General features: G+C 47.5%; 20 protein-coding genes. 6 read left to right on the top strand and 14 right to left on the bottom strand.

All coding sequences use genetic code 11. The annotated features are described in order from the left end of the window. Positions 1-4 precede the first annotated feature (4 nt). Positions 5-1,324: an anti-phage deoxyguanosine triphosphatase gene (locus tag BFR57_RS09525; RefSeq protein ID WP_071463719.1), complete on the top strand. Its 1,320-nt coding sequence runs from the start codon at positions 5-7 to the stop codon at positions 1,322-1,324. 70 nt (positions 1,325-1,394) lie between these two features. Here BFR57_RS09525 and recA read toward each other — a convergent pair whose 3' ends face one another. After that, positions 1,395-2,483 carry a recombinase RecA gene (recA, locus tag BFR57_RS09520; RefSeq protein WP_071463718.1) on the bottom strand — a complete coding sequence of 363 codons (1,089 nt, stop codon included), beginning with the start codon at positions 2,481-2,483 and terminating at the stop codon, positions 1,395-1,397. Positions 2,484-2,546: 63 nt separating this feature from the next. After that, a complete protein-coding gene (locus BFR57_RS09515) occupies positions 2,547-3,050 on the bottom strand; it encodes a CinA family protein (protein WP_071463717.1) in 504 nt (167 codons plus the stop codon). 35 nt (positions 3,051-3,085) lie between these two features. Here BFR57_RS09515 and mutS point away from each other — a divergent pair, with 35 nt between their 5' ends. After that, positions 3,086-5,647, top strand: coding sequence for a DNA mismatch repair protein MutS (gene mutS, locus BFR57_RS09510; protein WP_071463716.1), 2,562 nt, complete (start codon positions 3,086-3,088; stop codon positions 5,645-5,647). On the opposite strand, the gene rpoS is transcribed toward mutS, so the two are convergent. From rpoS to ftsB, 9 genes are all read right to left on the bottom strand, one after another. Next, positions 5,644-6,645, bottom strand: a complete 1,002-nt coding sequence (rpoS, locus tag BFR57_RS09505; protein ID WP_071463715.1) for an RNA polymerase sigma factor RpoS — start codon at positions 6,643-6,645, stop codon at positions 5,644-5,646. The genes mutS and rpoS overlap by 4 nt on opposite strands. 70 nt (positions 6,646-6,715) lie before the next feature. Continuing rightward, positions 6,716-7,609: a peptidoglycan DD-metalloendopeptidase family protein gene (locus BFR57_RS09500; RefSeq protein WP_071463714.1), complete on the bottom strand. Its 894-nt coding sequence runs from the start codon at positions 7,607-7,609 to the stop codon at positions 6,716-6,718. A 16-nt stretch (positions 7,610-7,625) separates the two neighbouring features. Next, on the bottom strand, positions 7,626-8,210 hold the full coding sequence (locus tag BFR57_RS09495; protein WP_071463713.1) for a YqaA family protein: 585 nt from the start codon (positions 8,208-8,210) through the stop codon (positions 7,626-7,628). Next, a complete protein-coding gene (locus BFR57_RS09490; RefSeq protein ID WP_071463712.1) occupies positions 8,207-8,845 on the bottom strand; it encodes a protein-L-isoaspartate(D-aspartate) O-methyltransferase in 639 nt (212 codons plus the stop codon). Before BFR57_RS09490 ends, BFR57_RS09495 begins: the two co-directional genes overlap by 4 nt. Then, positions 8,835-9,596, bottom strand: coding sequence for a 5'/3'-nucleotidase SurE (gene surE, locus BFR57_RS09485; RefSeq protein ID WP_083405106.1), 762 nt, complete (start codon positions 9,594-9,596; stop codon positions 8,835-8,837). The genes BFR57_RS09490 and surE overlap by 11 nt, the downstream gene beginning before the upstream one ends. After that, positions 9,574-10,635 (bottom strand): tRNA pseudouridine(13) synthase TruD, encoded by a 1,062-nt coding sequence (gene truD / locus BFR57_RS09480; RefSeq protein ID WP_071463711.1) that lies wholly within the window; start codon positions 10,633-10,635, stop codon positions 9,574-9,576. Before truD ends, surE begins: the two co-directional genes overlap by 23 nt. Next, a complete protein-coding gene (ispF, locus tag BFR57_RS09475) occupies positions 10,632-11,117 on the bottom strand; it encodes a 2-C-methyl-D-erythritol 2,4-cyclodiphosphate synthase (RefSeq protein ID WP_071463906.1) in 486 nt (161 codons plus the stop codon). The genes truD and ispF overlap by 4 nt, the downstream gene beginning before the upstream one ends. After that, on the bottom strand, positions 11,114-11,821 hold the full coding sequence (gene ispD / locus BFR57_RS09470) for a 2-C-methyl-D-erythritol 4-phosphate cytidylyltransferase (protein ID WP_071463710.1): 708 nt from the start codon (positions 11,819-11,821) through the stop codon (positions 11,114-11,116). The genes ispF and ispD overlap by 4 nt, the downstream gene beginning before the upstream one ends. Position 11,822: 1 nt before the next feature. Then, complete coding sequence (ftsB, locus tag BFR57_RS09465; RefSeq protein WP_071463709.1) at positions 11,823-12,110, bottom strand: cell division protein FtsB; 288 nt, start codon at positions 12,108-12,110, stop codon at positions 11,823-11,825. A gap of 76 nt (positions 12,111-12,186) precedes the next feature. On the opposite strand from ftsB, the gene BFR57_RS09460 reads away from it, so the two are divergent. Both BFR57_RS09460 and BFR57_RS09450 read left to right on the top strand, forming a co-directional pair. Continuing rightward, a complete protein-coding gene (locus BFR57_RS09460) occupies positions 12,187-12,915 on the top strand; it encodes a sulfite exporter TauE/SafE family protein (protein ID WP_071463708.1) in 729 nt (242 codons plus the stop codon). 352 nt (positions 12,916-13,267) lie between these two features. Beyond that, entirely contained in the window at positions 13,268-14,263 is a 996-nt protein-coding gene (locus BFR57_RS09450) for a branched-chain amino acid aminotransferase (protein WP_071463706.1), read from the top strand. Here BFR57_RS09450 and BFR57_RS09445 read toward each other — a convergent pair. Then, entirely contained in the window at positions 14,237-14,794 is a 558-nt protein-coding gene (locus BFR57_RS09445) for a GNAT family N-acetyltransferase (RefSeq protein WP_071463705.1), read from the bottom strand. The genes BFR57_RS09450 and BFR57_RS09445 overlap by 27 nt on opposite strands. 100 nt (positions 14,795-14,894) lie before the next feature. Here BFR57_RS09445 and BFR57_RS09440 point away from each other — a divergent pair, with 100 nt between their 5' ends. Together BFR57_RS09440 and BFR57_RS09435 are read left to right on the top strand one after the other, a co-directional pair. Next, positions 14,895-15,170, top strand: coding sequence for an autorepressor SdpR family transcription factor (locus tag BFR57_RS09440; RefSeq protein ID WP_071463704.1), 276 nt, complete (start codon positions 14,895-14,897; stop codon positions 15,168-15,170). Beyond that, positions 15,167-15,829, top strand: coding sequence for an SdpI family protein (locus BFR57_RS09435; protein ID WP_071463703.1), 663 nt, complete (start codon positions 15,167-15,169; stop codon positions 15,827-15,829). The genes BFR57_RS09440 and BFR57_RS09435 overlap by 4 nt, the downstream gene beginning before the upstream one ends. On the opposite strand, the gene BFR57_RS09430 is transcribed toward BFR57_RS09435, so the two are convergent. Together BFR57_RS09430 and BFR57_RS09425 are read right to left on the bottom strand one after the other, a co-directional pair. Beyond that, on the bottom strand, positions 15,826-17,157 hold the full coding sequence (locus tag BFR57_RS09430) for a GGDEF domain-containing protein (protein WP_071463702.1): 1,332 nt from the start codon (positions 17,155-17,157) through the stop codon (positions 15,826-15,828). The two genes, BFR57_RS09435 and BFR57_RS09430, sit on opposite strands and share 4 nt — an antisense overlap. 67 nt (positions 17,158-17,224) lie before the next feature. Beyond that, on the bottom strand, positions 17,225-17,881 hold the full coding sequence (locus BFR57_RS09425) for a Fe2+-dependent dioxygenase (RefSeq protein WP_071463701.1): 657 nt from the start codon (positions 17,879-17,881) through the stop codon (positions 17,225-17,227). Between the last annotated feature and the right edge of the window lies 1 nt (position 17,882).

Genomic DNA, 17,882 nt, shown 5'->3' with positions numbered 1-17,882 from the left:
CAACATGCGCTCATCGGAATGGCTATCACGCTACGCTCCTACCCCACACCGCAACGGCGATACACGCTCAGCCTTTCAACGCGATAAAGCGCGTATTCTTCACTCAGCTGCATTTCGTCGACTACAAGCAAAAACCCAAGTGATGTATATCGGAATGCACGACTTCCCGCGTACGCGATTGACACACTCATTAGAGGCGAGTCAGATCGGTTCGAGTTTAGTGGCTCATTTAAGCCAGCAGCAGCCGCAAATCAGTAAGACATTGGGTTTATCCAAGTCATTAATCGAATCGCTTTGTCTTGCTCACGATATCGGTCACCCACCGTTTGGACACGGTGGCGAAATCGCACTTAACTATATGATGCGTCATCATGGCGGATTTGAAGGTAACGGACAGACATTTAGGATTGTCACTCAAATTGAAGCATATACACCCAACGCGGGTATGAATTTAACTCGTCGTACGCTTCTTGGTTTGCTCAAGTATCCAGTCTTGATGTCGTCGGCGCGACGCGAGATTTTGCCCGATGATGTCACTCATTTCCGTCATCTACCGACCCGTCAATGGCTACCGGCAAAAGCGCTCTACGATGATGATACAGCCGCATTAGATTGGTTGCTTGACCCGCTTTGTGAAAGCGACCGCGCTCGCTTTGGCCAATTTAGCGACATGCCAACCACCGACCGTCATGGTCGCAGCGCATTTAAAAGCGTGGATGCGTCCATTATGGAGATTGCGGATGATATCGCATATGGTGTGCATGATCTTGAGGACGCGATTGTCGTGGGCTTGATAAACCGTGAGTTATGGCTAGAGCAAATGTTCCCAAAACTGCAAGAGCTCGCGTCTTCGTTGGCAGATTTTGATGCAGTGGAACTGACTGATCATTTGTTCTCAAGTCATCATTATGAGCGCAAAGCGGCCATCGGTAGTTTAGTCAATCGCATACTTACCTCGACCCAATTAGTGTGCCAGGATGAGCAATTTGAATCTGACTTGTTAGCCTATAAAGCGCAGCTCGCGGAAACAGAACAGCAGCTATTGAATGCTTTGAAGCACTTCATTTTTACTTTCGTAATAAGAAAACCTGAGATGCAAGTGCAGGAGTTCAAAGGCCAGCAAATTGTAATGGAACTGTTCGATGCATTATCGGTAGAGCCCGAGCGCTTATTGCCTGAAAATACTGCTGCACGTTACCAGACAGCTAAGCGACAAGGCCTAAATGCGGCACGTGTCATTTCTGACTATCTTTCCGGAATGACCGACGCTTACGCGGCTAAACTGCATCAAGACTTGTTTTCCGTTCAACCGCCGCGTATATAGCTGTTACGGACATGGACACACCGATACAAAAAAAGCGCCTTTTAGGCGCTTTTTTCTTAATCTACAGCGATTAGCTCAATGACAAATCATCATCGGTATCAGCTTTAGCTTTTGCCTTGCCTTTATCATTTGCGTCGGTAGCAGGCGCTTCCTCTTTATTTTTCTTAGCCGGTTTAACGAGTAAGAGCTCACGTAACTGAGCCTCGATCTCTTCAGCAATGGCAGGGTTCTCTTGCAAGAACTTCATCGCATTCGCCTTACCTTGACCGATTTTATCGCCTTTATAGCTGTACCAAGCACCCGCTTTATCGACAAGCTTATGCTTCACACCTAAGTCGACCAACTCGCCTTCTTTAGAGATGCCACGCCCATACATAATTTGGAAGTTCGCTTCTTTAAACGGTGGAGCTACTTTGTTTTTGACGACTTTAACGCGCGTTTCATTGCCGACCACTTCGTCACCTTCTTTAAGCGCGCCGGTACGACGTATATCTAAACGCACAGAAGAGTAGAACTTCAATGCATTACCGCCCGTTGTGGTTTCAGGGTTACCAAACATCACGCCGATCTTCATACGTATTTGGTTGATGAAGATACATAAGCTGTTCGACTTTTTGATATTAGAGGTCAGCTTACGCAGTGCTTGCGACATCAAACGGGCTTGCAAGCCAACGTGGCTGTCGCCCATTTCGCCCTCAATCTCTGCCTTAGGTGTCAACGCTGCAACTGAGTCAACAATCACCACATCAACGGCACCTGAACGGACTAACATGTCACAAATTTCTAGCGCTTGTTCACCTGTATCCGGTTGAGAAACTAGCAAGTCATCTACACGTACGCCAAGCGCCTCTGCGTAAATCGGATCTAATGCATGCTCAGCATCGACGAATGCACACGTTTTACCTGCTTTTTGCGCTTCAGCAATGACTTGTAAAGTCAGCGTTGTTTTACCACTCGATTCTGGACCGTAGATTTCAACTACTCGTCCAAATGGCAAACCACCGATACCTAAGGCGACATCTAGGCCTAGCGAACCGGTTGATACCGATGCGATGTCCATCGTTTGGTTGTCACCCAAACGCATAATAGAACCTTTACCAAACTGACGTTCGATTTGGCTTAAGGCGGCGTCCAGTGCTTTTGAACGATCGTTGCTCATGCTATGCTCCAATTTGTTTCGTTAACACCTGTGAGTATACTGTATAAATTCACAGTATCAAGTTTATTTCTTCAATTTTTCTATTAGTCGCTTCAGTACGAAGTCTATCGTCGCTAACCGCACTTCACTGCGGTCCCCTGCAAACACTTGTTGATAACTATCGCAACAGGTTTCATCACTGATCGCCATCCACACCAGTCCGACAGGCTTTTCATCAGTGCCACCGCCAGGTCCCGCAATGCCGCTAACGGCGATCGCCCAATCACTCTGGCATTGCGCAATCGCACCGCGAGCCATTTGCTCAACGCAAGCGCTCGAAACTGCACCCTGCTGCTCGAGTACTTCACTCGACACGCCAAGTAGACGCTGCTTTAACGCGTTAGTGTAGGTGATAAGGCCGCCATTAAACCAGTTAGAACTACCCGCAATTTCTGTAAGAAGGTAGCCTATTCCACCGCCGGTACACGATTCTGCTGTAGCCACGGTTTGCTGACGTTGATTTAACTGTTCTGCTAACGCATTTGCGCGTTTAATCAGTTGCGCCCAGTTTCCGCCACTTGTTACCATAGACGCAGTCCTCGTTGAATAAAGATAACAATAGTATGCCAGTCTCACCGACCTCTGAACAGAGCATTCAGGCGCACACGCCGATGATGCAACAGTACTTAAGAATCAAAGCAGAACACCCCGATATGTTGCTGTTTTATCGCATGGGGGATTTTTACGAACTGTTTTATGATGATGCCAAGCGAGCGGCGCAACTATTAGATATCTCATTAACTAAACGCGGCGCCAGCAATGGCGAACCGATCCCAATGGCCGGTGTACCTTACCATGCGGTTGAAAACTATTTAGCCCGATTAGTTACCCGCGGTGAGTCGGTTGCTATTTGTGAACAAATAGGCGATCCCGCCACAAGTAAAGGTCCTGTTGAACGTAAAGTTGTACGTATTTTAACGCCGGGCACCATTACGGATGAATCATTACTCAACGATAAGCAACAAAATCTGTTGTCAGCCATTTGCGAGAGCAAAGCTGGCTTTTCGCTTGCTACGTTAGAATTAAGCAGTGGCCGCTTTTGGCTCAGTCAGCCGCAATCTCGCGAGCAGTTAGCCGCCGAACTACAACGTTTACAGCCGGCTGAATTACTGTATCCCGAGGGCATGAACTTAACGCAGCTACCACTTGCGCACTGTCGTTGTCGTAAACGCTCGCCTTGGGAGTTTGATACAGATACCGCTTTCAAACTACTCACGCAGCAATTTGCAACGCATCACCTTGAGGGATTTGGCTTTAGTGAGCAAGATCCAATACTCGGCAGTGCCGGTGCCGTCATGCATTACGTACAAGATACACAACGCGCTGCGTTACCCCATATTCGTTCGATAATGCGCGAACCGACCGATGACGCGATTATTCTAGATGCCGCGACGCGCCGAAATCTCGAATTGAATCAGAGTACTCAAGGCGAGTCGACACACCTCACTGCGGTACTGGACGAAACCGTCTGTGCTATGGGAAGCCGTAACTTCCAGCGCTGGCTGCAGCGACCGCTTCGCGATCACGCAATATTAAACCAACGTTACGATGCCGTTTCCGCGCTACAAGCTGAGGATCGCTATCTCAACCTACGCGAACAACTTAAAGCGATTACCGATATTGAACGTATAGTTGCACGTATTGGCTTGCGAAGTGCGCGACCACGTGACTTTGCCAGACTGCGCGATAGTTTGGCACGGCTACCAGAACTTAAACGAGACTGCACCGCTAACGCACTTAATTACCTCAATGAGCGAATAGCGTCTTTTGACAAATTATTAGACTTGCTGACCCGAGCGATCATTGAACAACCCCCTGTTCTTATTCGCGACGGTGGTGTTATTGCCCCTGGGTATGATGCCGAGCTTGATGAACTGCGCGATCTTGCTACGGGGGCAACGGATTACTTAACCGCCCTTGAGCGTCGTGAGCGCGAAAAAACTGGCATTGGCTCGTTAAAAGTCGGCTACAACAAGGTGCACGGGTACTTTATAGAAACCTCAAAAAGTGATGGTCATCAAGTCCCTGCCGAGTATCAGCGCCGGCAAACATTGAAAAACGCTGAACGCTATATTATTCCTGAATTAAAAGCGCATGAGGACAAAGTGCTAACGGCACAGGCGAAATCGTTGGCACGTGAAAAAGCGCTATATGACGCGCTTTTCGATCATTGTCTGCCATTTGTTGAGGCGCTACAACAAACCGCCTCGGCCATTGCCGAACTAGACACGCTGTGTGCGTTTGCAACCCTCGCAATTGAACAAAACTATTGTCGCCCCGCTCTCGTCCAGCAAAGCGGTGTGCTGACGTTAACTCAAGCTCGTCACCCCGTGATTGAGCGTTTGAGTGATGAACCTTTTATACCCAACGATCTGACCATGTCGCATCGCCGTCGCCTGCTGATGATCACGGGCCCTAATATGGGCGGTAAATCGACCTATATGCGACAGGCCGCACTGATCGTAATTTTGGCTCACATGGGTTGTTTTGTGCCTGCCCAAACTGCTGAAATTGGTTATGTTGACCGTATATTCACACGTATTGGCGCATCAGACGACATCGCATCAGGTCGCTCGACGTTTATGGTCGAAATGACAGAGACCGCTAACATATTACATAACGCCACAGCGGATAGCTTGGTGCTGATGGACGAGATAGGTCGTGGCACGTCAACATACGACGGTTTATCGTTAGCTTGGTCAGTGGCTGAACAACTCGCGTCACAGCTCAATTGTCTCACATTATTCGCAACACACTATTTTGAGCTCACAGAGCTTGCCGAACGGCTTGATAACAGCTGTAATATTCACGTTGAAGCGCAAGAACACAACGATCATATTGTATTTCTGCATAGCGTGAGCGAGGGCGCAGCGAATCGCAGCTTTGGGTTGCAAGTAGCAAAATTAGCAGGCGTGCCTGACGTTGTGATTGAGCGGGCTAAACAAAAGTTAGCGCAGCTAGAAACCGAGCCCAAAAGTCAGCAAATGGAAATGCCTCTACCGGAGACAACACCCACTAAGCCAACTCAAGACCCATTAAGGGAGGAGCTTGAAGCGCTTAACTTGGACCAAATGACTCCAATGCAAGCGCTTATTTGGCTTAATGAAAAACGTAAAAAGATTTAACGCGCGGTAAATAAGGCTTCTAGCGTCAGTCCTTGCTGACGCAGGAAGTCGCGTAACTTCCGTAAAGCTTCCACCTGTATCTGCCGCACACGCTCGCGCGTTAAACCAATTTCATGACCGACGTCCTCAAGCGTTGATGGCTCATAACCAAGTAACCCAAACCGACGCGCCAACACTTCTTTTTGCTTTGGATTAAGCGCTTCAAGCCACTCGGTAATGCGTTCTTTTAAGTCACCGTCTTGCAACACGCCTTCGGGGCCGTCATCAGCCTCATCAGTCAGAATATCAAGCAGTGCCTTATCATTTTCACCCCCGATCGGGGTATCAACAGAAGTCACACGTTCATTAAGTCTCAACATTTTAGTGATGTCTTCGACCGGCTTATTTAAACTGGCTGCGATATCTTCAGCGGTCGGCTCATGATCGAGCTTATGAGCGAGCTCGCGCGCAGCACGTAAATACACATTGAGTTCTTTAACCACATGGATGGGCAACCGAATCGTTCGCGTCTGATTCATTATCGCCCGTTCAATGGTTTGTCGGATCCACCATGTGGCGTAGGTTGAAAAACGAAAACCGCGCTCGGGGTCAAATTTTTCAACGGCACGGATCAGCCCAAGGTTGCCCTCTTCAACCAAATCCAAAAGTGCTAAGCCTCGGTTGCAATAGCGCCGTGCTATTTTAACGACTAAGCGTAAATTACTTTCAATCATTCGCTTGCGAGCAGCCGCATCACCTTTAAGGGCGCGCCTTGAGTAAAATATTTCTTGCTCTGCCGTTAATAAGGGGGAGAAACCTATCTCACTGAGATAAATTTGTGTGGCATCCATTTTGCGTTGATATTGACCCGAATGAACTAATGCTTCTTCAAGCGCTTGTTCCTCTTCCGAGCTATCACGTACATCGTCAGATAATGCTTCGGACTCTATTTCCTCGTCCTCCAACACATCTGATTCTTTCATGTCATCTTCTACTTCGCTTTTAAGCTTACTACTCATGACGTTCCCCTTGCACTACTCTGCATACAGACCTCAACGTGTATCAGTCAAGGCCGAGCAGCTTACTTACCTATTTCGGTAGGTAGTGTCTCGGGTTGACTGACTTGCCGCGATAACGCACTTCAAAGTGCAACATAACGCGCGTGGTTCCTGAATCACCCATTTCTGCAATTGGCTGTCCGACATCGACCCACTGTTGCTCATTTACCAGAATTTTTTCATTGTGTGCGTAGGCAGTAATAAAATCATCGTTATGTTTCAAAATGATTAAGTTACCGTAACCACGAAGGCCGTTTCCTACATACACCACTTTTCCAGCAGCAGCGGCATTTACTACATCACCCTTTTGACCTGCAAAATCAAGTCCTTTATTACCTCGTTCAGCTAACGAAAAGTCACGAATCACATCGTTACTGACGGGCCAACGCCATTGGATGTCCTTGTTGCTTACGGACATCGAGCTTGGGCGTGTGGCGACCACTTGCGCTGTCTTTTTACTTGGCTTAGCCGTCACACGCTCTTTAACATTTGTTTTAGACTTTTGTTTTTCAATCGTTTTTTTGCTGTATGTATTTTGAACATACTCTTTCGTATTGGGCTTGGCAACGGTTTGACTTATATCTTTTTGCTTCTCTGAAGATGGTTTTTTAGAACTTGTAGTTTTTTGAGTCGCAGCTTTTAAGCGTAACGTTTGTCCTGGGAAGATAGTGTAGGGTTCGGCGAGCCCATTGATGCGTGCCAGTCTGTTCACATCCATACTGGCACGGAAAGCAATTGAATAGAGCGTCTCGCCGCTTTGGACTTGATATTGATGTGCCTGAGCAAGGCTATCGGCTTCGTAATCTTGATACGTTTTACCCGTATAGAGTGTCTCAACAGGGGCCGGTGTCGAACGTGACGAGCAGCCTGCAACAAGCAAAGTCGCGCCAACAATACTCAAAGCCAACACCCTACGCGGAGCCATCGATAACCTGTCCTTATTAAACGAATTTAATTACCAAGACTACAAGAACCGCGATAATAACGGTAGCCCAACCAATACGATCAACATAGGTGCGCAATTTAACCGCCATGACAGGGCCGCCCCAACGAAGTAACCAAGCCACTAAGTAGAACCGTAATCCCCGACTGACCGCTGAGGCGAGCAAAAAAGGCAAAAACGCCATACTCAACATTCCGGCACTCACCGTAAATAGTTTATAAGGAATAGGTGAAAAGCCAGCCAGGAAAACAACCCAGATACCATAATGCTCGAACCAACTCACAATGGTTGCTAATTTATCCTGATACCCCATCAATTCGACAAATGGCAGAACCGCTGCTTCATAGGCCCACATACCGAGCACAAATCCAACACAGCCACCCAATACCGAGGTTAGTGTTGTTATACCTGCAAATCTAAATGCCCGTTTAGGTTGTGTCATCGCCATGGGTGCCAACATGACATCCGGCGGGATAGGAAAGAAAATCGCTTCTGAGAAACTCAGCGCGGCCAAAATCCATTGCGCATGTGCGTGTTGCGACCAGCGTAACACGGCATCGTACATCCTTGAAAAAAGCTTCACTGAACTGCCCCTTTCACTAAAGGAACAAATCGCACATCACCAATGCGTTGCTGTTCATACTCATCACCAAAACGCCTGACTACAGTCAGGCTTTGCTTTGACTCACCGACCGGAATAATTAACACGCCGCCATCAGCAAGCTGCTCGAGTAATGCATGGGGTAACTCACTCGCGGCTGCGGTGACAATAATACCATCAAATGGCGCTTTACTTTTCCAACCTTCCCAACCGTCACCGTGGCGCATCGCAACATTATGAATATCGAGACTACGTAACCGACGCTTTGCTTGGTATTGCAATTGAGCGATGCGCTCGACACTGAATACTTGATCGACTAACTGTGCCAATATTGCGGTCTGATAACCCGACCCGGTACCAATTTCTAACACATGCTGACAATGATGCTGGATCAGCAACTGCGTCATCGTTGCTACCATCAATGGCTGCGATATCGTTTGTCCATTGCCGATGGGTAACGCTGTATTTTCATACGCTTTGTGCGCGAGCGATTCGGGCATAAACCGCTCTCGCGGCGTGGTTTGAATCACTTCGAGCACGCGTTGGTTAGTAATACCGGCTTGGGTCAAAGTTTGCACCAGCCGCTTAGCCATCCCTGAATGATTTTTATTGAGCATCGTCCCGTTCCGCTAACCATTGATCTAACGTGTCTTGATGACGCTTAGCTGTCATGTCCAGACTTAATGGTGTGATCGATACATAGCCCTCATGAATGGCGGCAAAGTCAGTGTCTGGCGCATCATCTAAATGATGACCGATAGGCCCATACCAAAAGATCTCACGACCAAAAGGATCGCGGTCACGCACCATGGTTTCTGCGCGGTGTCGGCGGCCTAACCGCGTTACTCGTGTACCCTTAATGTCATGATAAGGTCCGTAAGGAACATTAACATTGAGCACGGTATCCAGTTGCAGTGGCTTCGACTCCATACTTTCAACCAACTCGGCTACCACTTGCGCTGCTGTATCGTAGTAGTCATGTCCGCGTCCGCCCATCGATACGGCAATGGCAGGCAGACCTTTAAACCGCCCTTCCATTGCAGCAGCCACTGTACCTGAGTAAAACACATCGTCGCCCATATTAGGTCCGTCATTAATACCTGAAACCACTAAATCAACCTCTTCGGCAAACGGCGAGTTGGTGCCAATATGGACACAATCAGTCGGCGTGCCATTGAGCGAGTAAAAGCCATTATCGAGCTGTTGCAAACGCAGTGGATTATGCAGGGTCAGTGAATTACTCGCACCACTACAATTTCTATCCGGTGCTATCACGCGGACCTCAGCAATGGATTTTAAGGCTTGGTACAGCGCGTGAATACCGGGCGCATGAACGCCGTCATCATTACTCAACAGAATCTTCATCATTTTCAGTCACCGATAAATCAATAAGTTCACTAATACACGCAGTTGCAAAACTGCCTTTCGGTAGTTCAAAACAGATCATTGCATCACTCCCCTCCCAATTTAATTCTGGGTTAACGGGTTCTAGACGCATAGCACGGCGGCTTGCTTTAACCTTTTTTGACGCTAAACAGTCAATAATATCAGCCCACTGACGTACGCAATCGGCTTCAAATTGTTCCACTTTGCCGGAAGTGAGCGGTTTAGATACCCAGCCAGGTTGCCCCCCCGTTAACTGAATATCGCCACTCGCAAGACGCTGTTTTAGCTCATCATCCCACTGCTCAACATGAAAAACCGAATGTGAGCCGGATAACATAACGCAATCACCTTCGAGTGTCTCAAAACCATACTGCTGATACCGTAACGAAACAATTTGGTTGAAAAAGAATGATCGCACTGAAGACAGTAGCCGACTTTGCTCTGGCTTTTTCACACGTTTGTTACTGCCACCTGCTCGCAGCCATTCAAATCCGCGCGTTAAGTTATTCTGATCATGACCGAATCGTTGCGGGCCAAAATAATTCAAGGTCCCATCCCTGACGAGCGTGTTCCAGTTCTGTTCAAACAATCCCCTGTCTGCCACATCACGTAATCGGATCTTAAATTGATTCGCCTCATGCAAGCCGAGCTTGAGCTTCTTTTGTCGCCGAATCACCTTGAGGACTTGGAATTCTTCATTGTTGAGCTGTTGCCAATCCAACGTATCTTGCCCCGGCAACTGCACCGAAAACCATTGTTCAGTAACTGCGTTACGATCTTTTAAACCCGCATAACTCACATTTTTAGGTGACGTATCCGCAAAGCGAGCGAGTTGGCGTGCAACGAACTGTGTGTTGGCCCCCCGTTTACGAATCCACAACCACTGATGTTCACCTTCTCCATCGTCAGCGACATCAAGCCGTTCGGTCACGACGAAGTCTTCAGGGTAACGTTTGAACTGCGCGTGCGTGCGTTTTGAATTGAGCCTAACTGGGTTAATTGCCGCATCTAACTGACTCATGACTGACCCGCCATTAATACCACTGCATGGCACGCTATACCTTCATTCCGACCCACAAAACCTAGCTTTTCCGTTGTTGTCGCTTTCACATTCACCTCATCACTCGCCACATCCAGTAAATCCGCGACACGTTGTCTCATTGCGTCAATGTGGGGTGCCATTTTAGGCTGCTGAGCCACGATAGTAACGTCGATATTCCCGACAGCAAATTTGCGCGAGGCAGCCAATTGCATAATGTGAGTCAGTAGCTCACCGCTGTCTGCGCCCGCAAATTGGTCATCGGTGTCGGGAAAGTGACGACCAATATCACCTAGCCCCAATGCGCCTAGCACTGCATCACTAATAGCGTGTAGTACAACATCACCGTCTGAGTGTGCCAAAAGACCATCAGAGTGAGGCACTTCGACACCACCTAGCATTAAAGGCTTATTCTCTGCGCCCCAGCGGTGCACGTCGTAGCCATGACCAACACGAATATTCAGCATGAGTGATTAATCTCTTCGTTTAAATAGTAACTGACCAACTCGACATCCTCTGGGAAGGTCACTTTGATATTCTTATAGGATCCCATTACCAAGTGAGGGTGATAACCTGCAAACTCCATCGCTGAAGCCTCATCGGTAAGGTCTGGATGAGCGACGCCCATCTTCGTAATAGCCGCTATCAAAGGCTTAATCGCAAACACCTGAGGCGTTTGCGCTTGCCACAATAGCTCACGGGAAACTGTGCCGCTGATGGTCGAACGATTAGGTTGAGCACGCTTTAAAGTATCGCGTACTGGTAAAGCCACAATAGCGCCTTGATCCTGTGACGTGCCCTGCTCAATCACATCGTATAGGACGCTCAAAGGCAAGCATGGTCTTGCTGCATCGTGCACTAGCGCATGACTAAAACCCTGTTGCTCGGCCGCGATTAATCCAGCAAGAACGGATTCAGCACGGGTTTTGCCACCGCTTACGGTTTCCACTTGCCGCGGCCAATCAGGGTACAGTGCGATTGCAGCTGGATTAACGGCAACAAAAACACGTTGCACTTGGGGAGCGCGCTGAATCGCAGCGAGCGAGTGTGATAGTAACGGTTGTGAGTGGATCTGAATAAATTGCTTGGGTTGCTCGCTTTGCATCCGGCTCCCGGTACCCGCTGCAGGAACGATGGCCGCGAGCTTAATCCCCGACGAAGATGACATATTACTGCTCAAGCCTCCTCGGGTGGACAAGACGGAAAAATACTTCTTCTTTTTTTATCATACCGAGTTCGTTGCGCGCGCGCTCTTCTAGCGCGTCTTCACCCTCACGTAAGTCTTTAATATCCGCGTAAAGCACTTCGTTACGACGGGCTAGATTGTCGTTAGCTTTGCGTTGATGCTGCACTTCTTGTTGTAAACGCCAATAGTCTGGCAAGCTGTTCTTACCAAACCAAAGACGATATTGTAGCGCTGCTAATACGCTAACCAGCAAAATGATGACAATTCGCATAAAATGCTCTGGAAAACCTGTATTAGTGCCATTATGAAGTCTAAAACTGAGTATGCAAAGCCATTGAGGTGTTTTTTTGGAATATATCTATGCTGCAGTGATTGTTTTCTTTGCCACAACCTTACAAGGCATCAGTGGCTTTGGCTCAGGTCTCGTCAGTGTGCCTTTGCTAGCGCTATTTTTGCCTATGACGACCATCACACCGACACTATCTATCGTAAATGTGGTGTTAAGTTCAATTATCTATTACAAAAATCGACATGCGGCTCATCCCCGACAATGGCTTTGGTTACTCGGGGCTGGCTTTATTTTTTCCATTGTTGGTAGCTTACTATTGGTCGAGGTCAACGAACGTGCAATCCAATGGCTGCTAGGAATACTCATCTTAACGGTGGTCGCGGTGTTGGCCAGTGGTCGCAGTCTACCGACCTTTAATTACCGTTCTGGTCATGCCGGAGTCGGCGCTACATCAGGCATACTAAACGGACTCATGACGTTAGGTGGCCCGCCAGTCATCTTATTTCTTGCCAATGCAAAAGTTGATAAAACAACTTTTCGAGCCACTTTGGCGCTGTTCTTTTTAGTCATTGCCATTGCTAACGTACTGACCTTTAGCACACAAGGTGTCTACCAGCGCTCGCACCTCACACTCCTCCTGGCGATGGTACCTTGCGCGATGCTGGGCGCTCTGTTTGGACATTATCTTCAACAGTTTGTCGTTGAACAGCAGTTTAAACGACTGACATTGGGATTAATGTTACTATCAGGCTTATCCGTTTTATTTCAGGCAATATGGAGTAATTAAGTCGAGATGTTACCCGCTGAACTTTTAGTTGTTTTGCTGAATCTTTCGATTCTATTGGTGTGTTATCTGCACGTTTTTCCGCGAGTTGCGGGTAAATCTTTGGGTAAACTAGCCATCGCGAGCGGTAGCGCTATCATCCTTTCACTTATCATCGTAGGGTCAAAATACATGGGACTTGGGTATCCTTTTTTGTTACTGGGTGGTTCGCTTAACTGGTTCTGGTACACCCTCATTACTTACGCGTTGATGGAAATCCCAATCGCCATTTGGTATCTGAAACGAAACCCTTCTTAGCTAAATTACGTAGATTTCGTGATAAACTAGCGTCGATTTTAACGTAAAGGAGTTTGATATGGCCGCTTTTGGCACCGTTTTCATGCCTGAAATGAGTATTACAGAATACTGTGATGGGCAGTGGCATCCCCCTAAAATAAGTGCAGCCGATAGTTTGTCATTGCACCCCGGAGCACACGCTTTACACTATGCCAGTACCTGTTTTGAAGGGTTGAAAGCGTTTAAACATGCCGATGGCTCAGTTCATATTTTTAGACTCGATCAAAATATAAAACGCATGCGTCAGAGCAGTAAATTGCTGGCTTTACCCGAGGTCGATGCTGAATTACTCGAGCAAATGATCGTCGACATCGTCAAACACTTTAAAAATGAAGTCCCCACCCCGCCTGGTTCCATGTATATACGCCCAACGCATATCGGCACCGAGCCAGCGATTGGTAAAGCGGCCAGCCCAGCAACCCAGTCGCTGCTGTATGTGTTGTTGTCACCTGTGGGTGACTATTTTGCGGGTGGCACGCGTCCATTAAAACTACTTATCGAAACGGATGGCATGCGCTGTGCTCCGCACATGGGCATGATCAAAAGTGGTGGCAACTATGCCAGTGCATTAAATCCGATCATGCAAGCACGCGCCCAATACGATGCTGACCAAGTACTGTTTTGCCCAAACGGGGATGTGCAAGAAACAGGCGCTGCCAACTTCATACTCATCGACGGTGATGAGGTTATTACCAAAGATTTGGATAGCAGCTTTTTACATGGTATTACCCGCGACTCCATTCTGACACTTGCCAAAGACATGGGTATGACGGTCACTGAGCGTACTTTATCGGTTGATGAGCTCCTCGAGCGCGCTCAAAAGCCAACTACCGAAGCGGCGCTATCGGGTACAGCAGCAGTACTGACCCCGGTTGGATCGCTGATTCACAACGAGCAAACTATCACCATCGGCAACGGCGAAGAAGGTCCTAAAACGCAATTATTGCGCCGTGCGCTAAATGAGATTCAATGGGGTGAACGGGCCGACTCATTTGGCTGGTTGACCACCATCTAAGCCACCACCACGCTCAACAAAAGTTTCTAATAGCACTACGGGTTGCCCATCATCGGGCAACTCAATCATACCTTGTTTTACAAACCCCAGTTTATCTAATAAATTGAGAGAAGCCTGATTAGTTGGGTTACAAATAGCATTAATACGATTTAACGCAGTATGCGCTGCCACTCGATGCATTAACGATACAGCGGCTTCAATCGCATAGCCATGCCCTGTGAATGCTTGAGATAATGCATAACCGATATCAGGGTCATCGAGAAAATCGCGCTTTAACAACCCCATTAATCCTATCGGTTTATCATCCTGCTTACGCACCATCAACATCAAGCCCAAGTCATGCTGTCGATACTGCAATTGGGGGCCTGTTTCGATATAGTTGATAGCGTTATCAATGGTTCTGACCTGCTTATCAGCGATTTGTTTAATGAATTCAGGCTCATTGAGTAATGTTAATATAAACTCCGCATCAGTCTCTTTAAGCGGTCTAACCACAAGCCTTTCTGTTTGCCAAGTCGATATCAGTTTCATAGCGCGTCCTTAAAGATGGGATATAAGCATAATGCAATCTTGCAACTTTAGATATTTAGACTATTATCTAAATATCTAAAGAAATGGTAATGTCTTCATAATGAAACAACAACTGGTGTTCAAAGCGCTTGCCGACGGCACGCGCCGAGATATTCTCCGAGTATTGCGCTCTGGCTCAAAAAGTGCGGGTGAGCTGAGTGAGGAGTTTTCAATTACTAAGGCTTCGCTATCCCATCATTTAGCATTATTGCTGAATGCCGAGTTAGTGCGCCGCGAGCGCCGCGGACAACAGCTCATATACTCGCTTAATAGTTCGATCGCCGAAGAGGTCATGGCGATCTTGTTTGGTCTATTTTCTCACAAGGAGGACTCATGACCTTTACGCTCTCTTGGAAACATCGCTGGATAAGCTGGTTATTCATCGTACTCAGTGCCGTTTTTGTGGGTGCGGTTTATAACCAGCTACCACAAGAAATACCCAGTCATTGGAACTTCGCCGGGGAAATTGATGATTATCAGTCCAAACCTCTTGGCGCTTGGCTGATGACACTGCTCATGGTCGGGCTATGGGCACTCATGGAATGCCTTCACGTGCTATCCCCAAAAGGCTACAAAATAGATAGTTTCCGCACGACTGTCGGCTTAATTACCAACTTGATGCTAGGTTTTCTTCTACTTACTCAGGTTGTCCAATTGAGTGTTGCCCTCGGTGCAGACCTCGAGTTACCAACAATCATTGTTGTCGGTGTGGGCGTCTTATTTATCTGTTTGGGTAATTACTTAGGTAAGCTGCGGAAGAACTTCTTTATTGGTATTCGTACGCCTTGGACCTTGGCCAGTGATGAAGTCTGGTACAAAACCCACCGCTTGGGAAGTTACTGTTTTATCATTATTGGCGCGGTATTAGTATCGAGGGCTTGGTGGACTATCCCACAAGGTCTATTTATCGCACTTATTATAGCGCTTGCACTTGTACCCACAGTTTACTCGTTCGTTATATACCGACGCCTACATCGAAATGACAACGAAGACTAAACGTCTTTATTTTTGTCTTCGTACATACGTTCATCCGCTACGTGTAAGAGTTCTTCTAGCGAGCGCCCCTCGGTTGGGAACTCTGCACGACCAACACTGGCGTGAATGGTTAACTCGCCCCTCTCGAACACAAAAGGATGCTCGCGTAGGTGTTCAACGATGGCTCTTACACCATCTGTTTTGCCAACTTCACTCGACTTGAGAGGACGTAACACGACAAACTCATCACCACCGATGCGACCGGCTTCTTTGGCGTTCACGTAAGTATTCAATATAGACGCCACATGCATGAGAAAACGGTCGCCAACGGCATGTCCGTATTGGTCGTTGATCGGCTTAAATTTATTCAAGTCAATATAGATCACCTCTAAAGGTGTATCATTGCGCAGGGCTAACGCCTTAAAGCGTTGTGTTAAGGCTCGACGATTTAACAACCCTGTCAGCACATCCGTCCGCGCTTGCTGATGCAACGCACGATAACTGCGGCTCAGTAGCGCGATGACGGCGGCGAGTACAATGACCCCGGCATAACCGAAAAAGCGCAGCCAACCCATGCCACTGACTTCTGTATTCGTGCGTTTTGCACGCGCATGGACCTGCCAAGTTTCATTAAACACATCAAGTTCAGTCGTCGCATCCGCCGTGTTTAAAATATCAGGATTGCCGAGAAAAACCTCCTCACCCAGCTTTTCGACCGAAGCGCGACTTAGCGCAATCTCGTAGTCCGCAGCACTCCCTTCACGAACGCGTCGCATGATTTCTGATATATCAACCAATAGCCGTACCGAACCCCAGTAAAATCCTGAGAAAGTGAAGTGTCGGGTATAGATTGGTAATGTCACATCCAACGCCAGAGCACCATTCTCTAACAAACGTGGGGCGGAAACTTGATAGTTTTCAAATAACTGTGCAACGGGGGATGTGAGATCGTATTGCTTGGGTGCTTGGCTTGTCCATAACGTCATAGCCGGCGTTATTGGATAGGCAAACAATAAGTCTTGGTTACGCCAAACCGATACTCGTTTGACCACAGGACTCTCTTTAAGAATAGACACCGCGAGTAAGCGCGTGTTAACCGGTTCAGTGACAGGCTGCACAGAGAAATAGGAAGAAAATGCAAAGGCTGCACGAGACGCTTCACCAAACAATTGCTCCATTTGAGAGCGAATACCGACTAATTCAGTCGTTGCTCGGTTACTTTTAAGCTGCTGATACTGCGATGAGGTTAAATGAATAACCCACTCAACACAGGCGATGCCGACCAAAAATACAACGACTAACAAACCATGAAGAAAATTAAGTTGTAATCCTTTAAACCTATCTAGCAACAGCAAATATCCTTAATCACAATCAGTTAGGCTACCTAATATCGTTCATTGTATCGTGAATTCATAATTAATCCATCCACATTCGCAACAGGTTTTGATAGCTTTTAGAGAGCAGAAGGTATTGTTCACTGCGTCCCTCGGTCTCAAACTCGTGCATGACGGCTTGCTGCATATCAAACAGTAAGGCGCGTTGCTGAGCATCTCTCACCCAACTCTGACACCAACCAACTAACGCAGTGCGTTGACCTGCTGTCACAGGCTCTACCTGATGCAAAAAGTGACTTGGATAGATCAGCACATCGCCGGCATCTAAGCGCCAGCTTCGCTCACCACTATGTTCGTCTATCGTTAATGCACCACCTTGATACTCGTCAAGCGCAGATAACGAGAGTGTAAAAGAGATATCGGTGCGCGCTTGATTCATGAGTGCGTCATCCACATGAACACCGTAACTTTGCTCATTTTGATAGCGATTGATCATGCTTCGTGCAATTGTTTTCGGACGTAAAGCAGCCTCCACCCAGGGGTTTCTCAGCATGCGCTGAAGCGTAAAATCAACCAGTCCTTGCGCTTTTTGGTCAACACTCAATTGCTGATTGTTTTTAACAGATTTAGCCCCTGCCCCCGCGGATAATTTGCCATCAGTGAAGGTATGCTGAGCAAGTTTCTCATTAATCACATCGATGGTCGGTTTATCGATGACTTGCTGTAAGTGGATAATCATA

It is taken from the genome of Idiomarina sp. MD25a, from assembly GCF_001870515.1.
Lineage (GTDB): Bacteria > Pseudomonadota > Gammaproteobacteria > Enterobacterales > Alteromonadaceae > Idiomarina.
The sequence above is the reverse complement of the archived record's forward strand: the minus strand, read 5'-3'. Positions and strand labels throughout refer to the sequence as shown.

Coding starts and splice junctions, on each gene's coding strand:
- BFR57_RS09490 (WP_071463712.1), bottom strand. CDS start 8,845: ATGCTCAATAAAAATCATTCAGGGATGGCTAAGCGGCTGGTGCAAACT.
- BFR57_RS09435 (WP_071463703.1), top strand. CDS start 15,167: ATGACCTTTACGCTCTCTTGGAAACATCGCTGGATAAGCTGGTTATTC.
- BFR57_RS09525 (WP_071463719.1), top strand. CDS start 5: ATGCGCTCATCGGAATGGCTATCACGCTACGCTCCTACCCCACACCGC.
- recA (WP_071463718.1), bottom strand. CDS start 2,483: ATGAGCAACGATCGTTCAAAAGCACTGGACGCCGCCTTAAGCCAAATC.
- BFR57_RS09450 (WP_071463706.1), top strand. CDS start 13,268: ATGGCCGCTTTTGGCACCGTTTTCATGCCTGAAATGAGTATTACAGAA.
- BFR57_RS09515 (WP_071463717.1), bottom strand. CDS start 3,050: ATGGTAACAAGTGGCGGAAACTGGGCGCAACTGATTAAACGCGCAAAT.
- mutS (WP_071463716.1), top strand. CDS start 3,086: ATGCCAGTCTCACCGACCTCTGAACAGAGCATTCAGGCGCACACGCCG.
- BFR57_RS09425 (WP_071463701.1), bottom strand. CDS start 17,881: ATGATTATCCACTTACAGCAAGTCATCGATAAACCGACCATCGATGTG.
- rpoS (WP_071463715.1), bottom strand. CDS start 6,645: ATGAGTAGTAAGCTTAAAAGCGAAGTAGAAGATGACATGAAAGAATCA.
- ispD (WP_071463710.1), bottom strand. CDS start 11,821: ATGTCATCTTCGTCGGGGATTAAGCTCGCGGCCATCGTTCCTGCAGCG.
- BFR57_RS09500 (WP_071463714.1), bottom strand. CDS start 7,609: ATGGCTCCGCGTAGGGTGTTGGCTTTGAGTATTGTTGGCGCGACTTTG.
- surE (WP_083405106.1), bottom strand. CDS start 9,596: ATGATGAAGATTCTGTTGAGTAATGATGACGGCGTTCATGCGCCCGGT.
- BFR57_RS09445 (WP_071463705.1), bottom strand. CDS start 14,794: ATGAAACTGATATCGACTTGGCAAACAGAAAGGCTTGTGGTTAGACCG.
- truD (WP_071463711.1), bottom strand. CDS start 10,635: ATGAGTCAGTTAGATGCGGCAATTAACCCAGTTAGGCTCAATTCAAAA.
- BFR57_RS09440 (WP_071463704.1), top strand. CDS start 14,895: ATGAAACAACAACTGGTGTTCAAAGCGCTTGCCGACGGCACGCGCCGA.
- ftsB (WP_071463709.1), bottom strand. CDS start 12,110: ATGCGAATTGTCATCATTTTGCTGGTTAGCGTATTAGCAGCGCTACAA.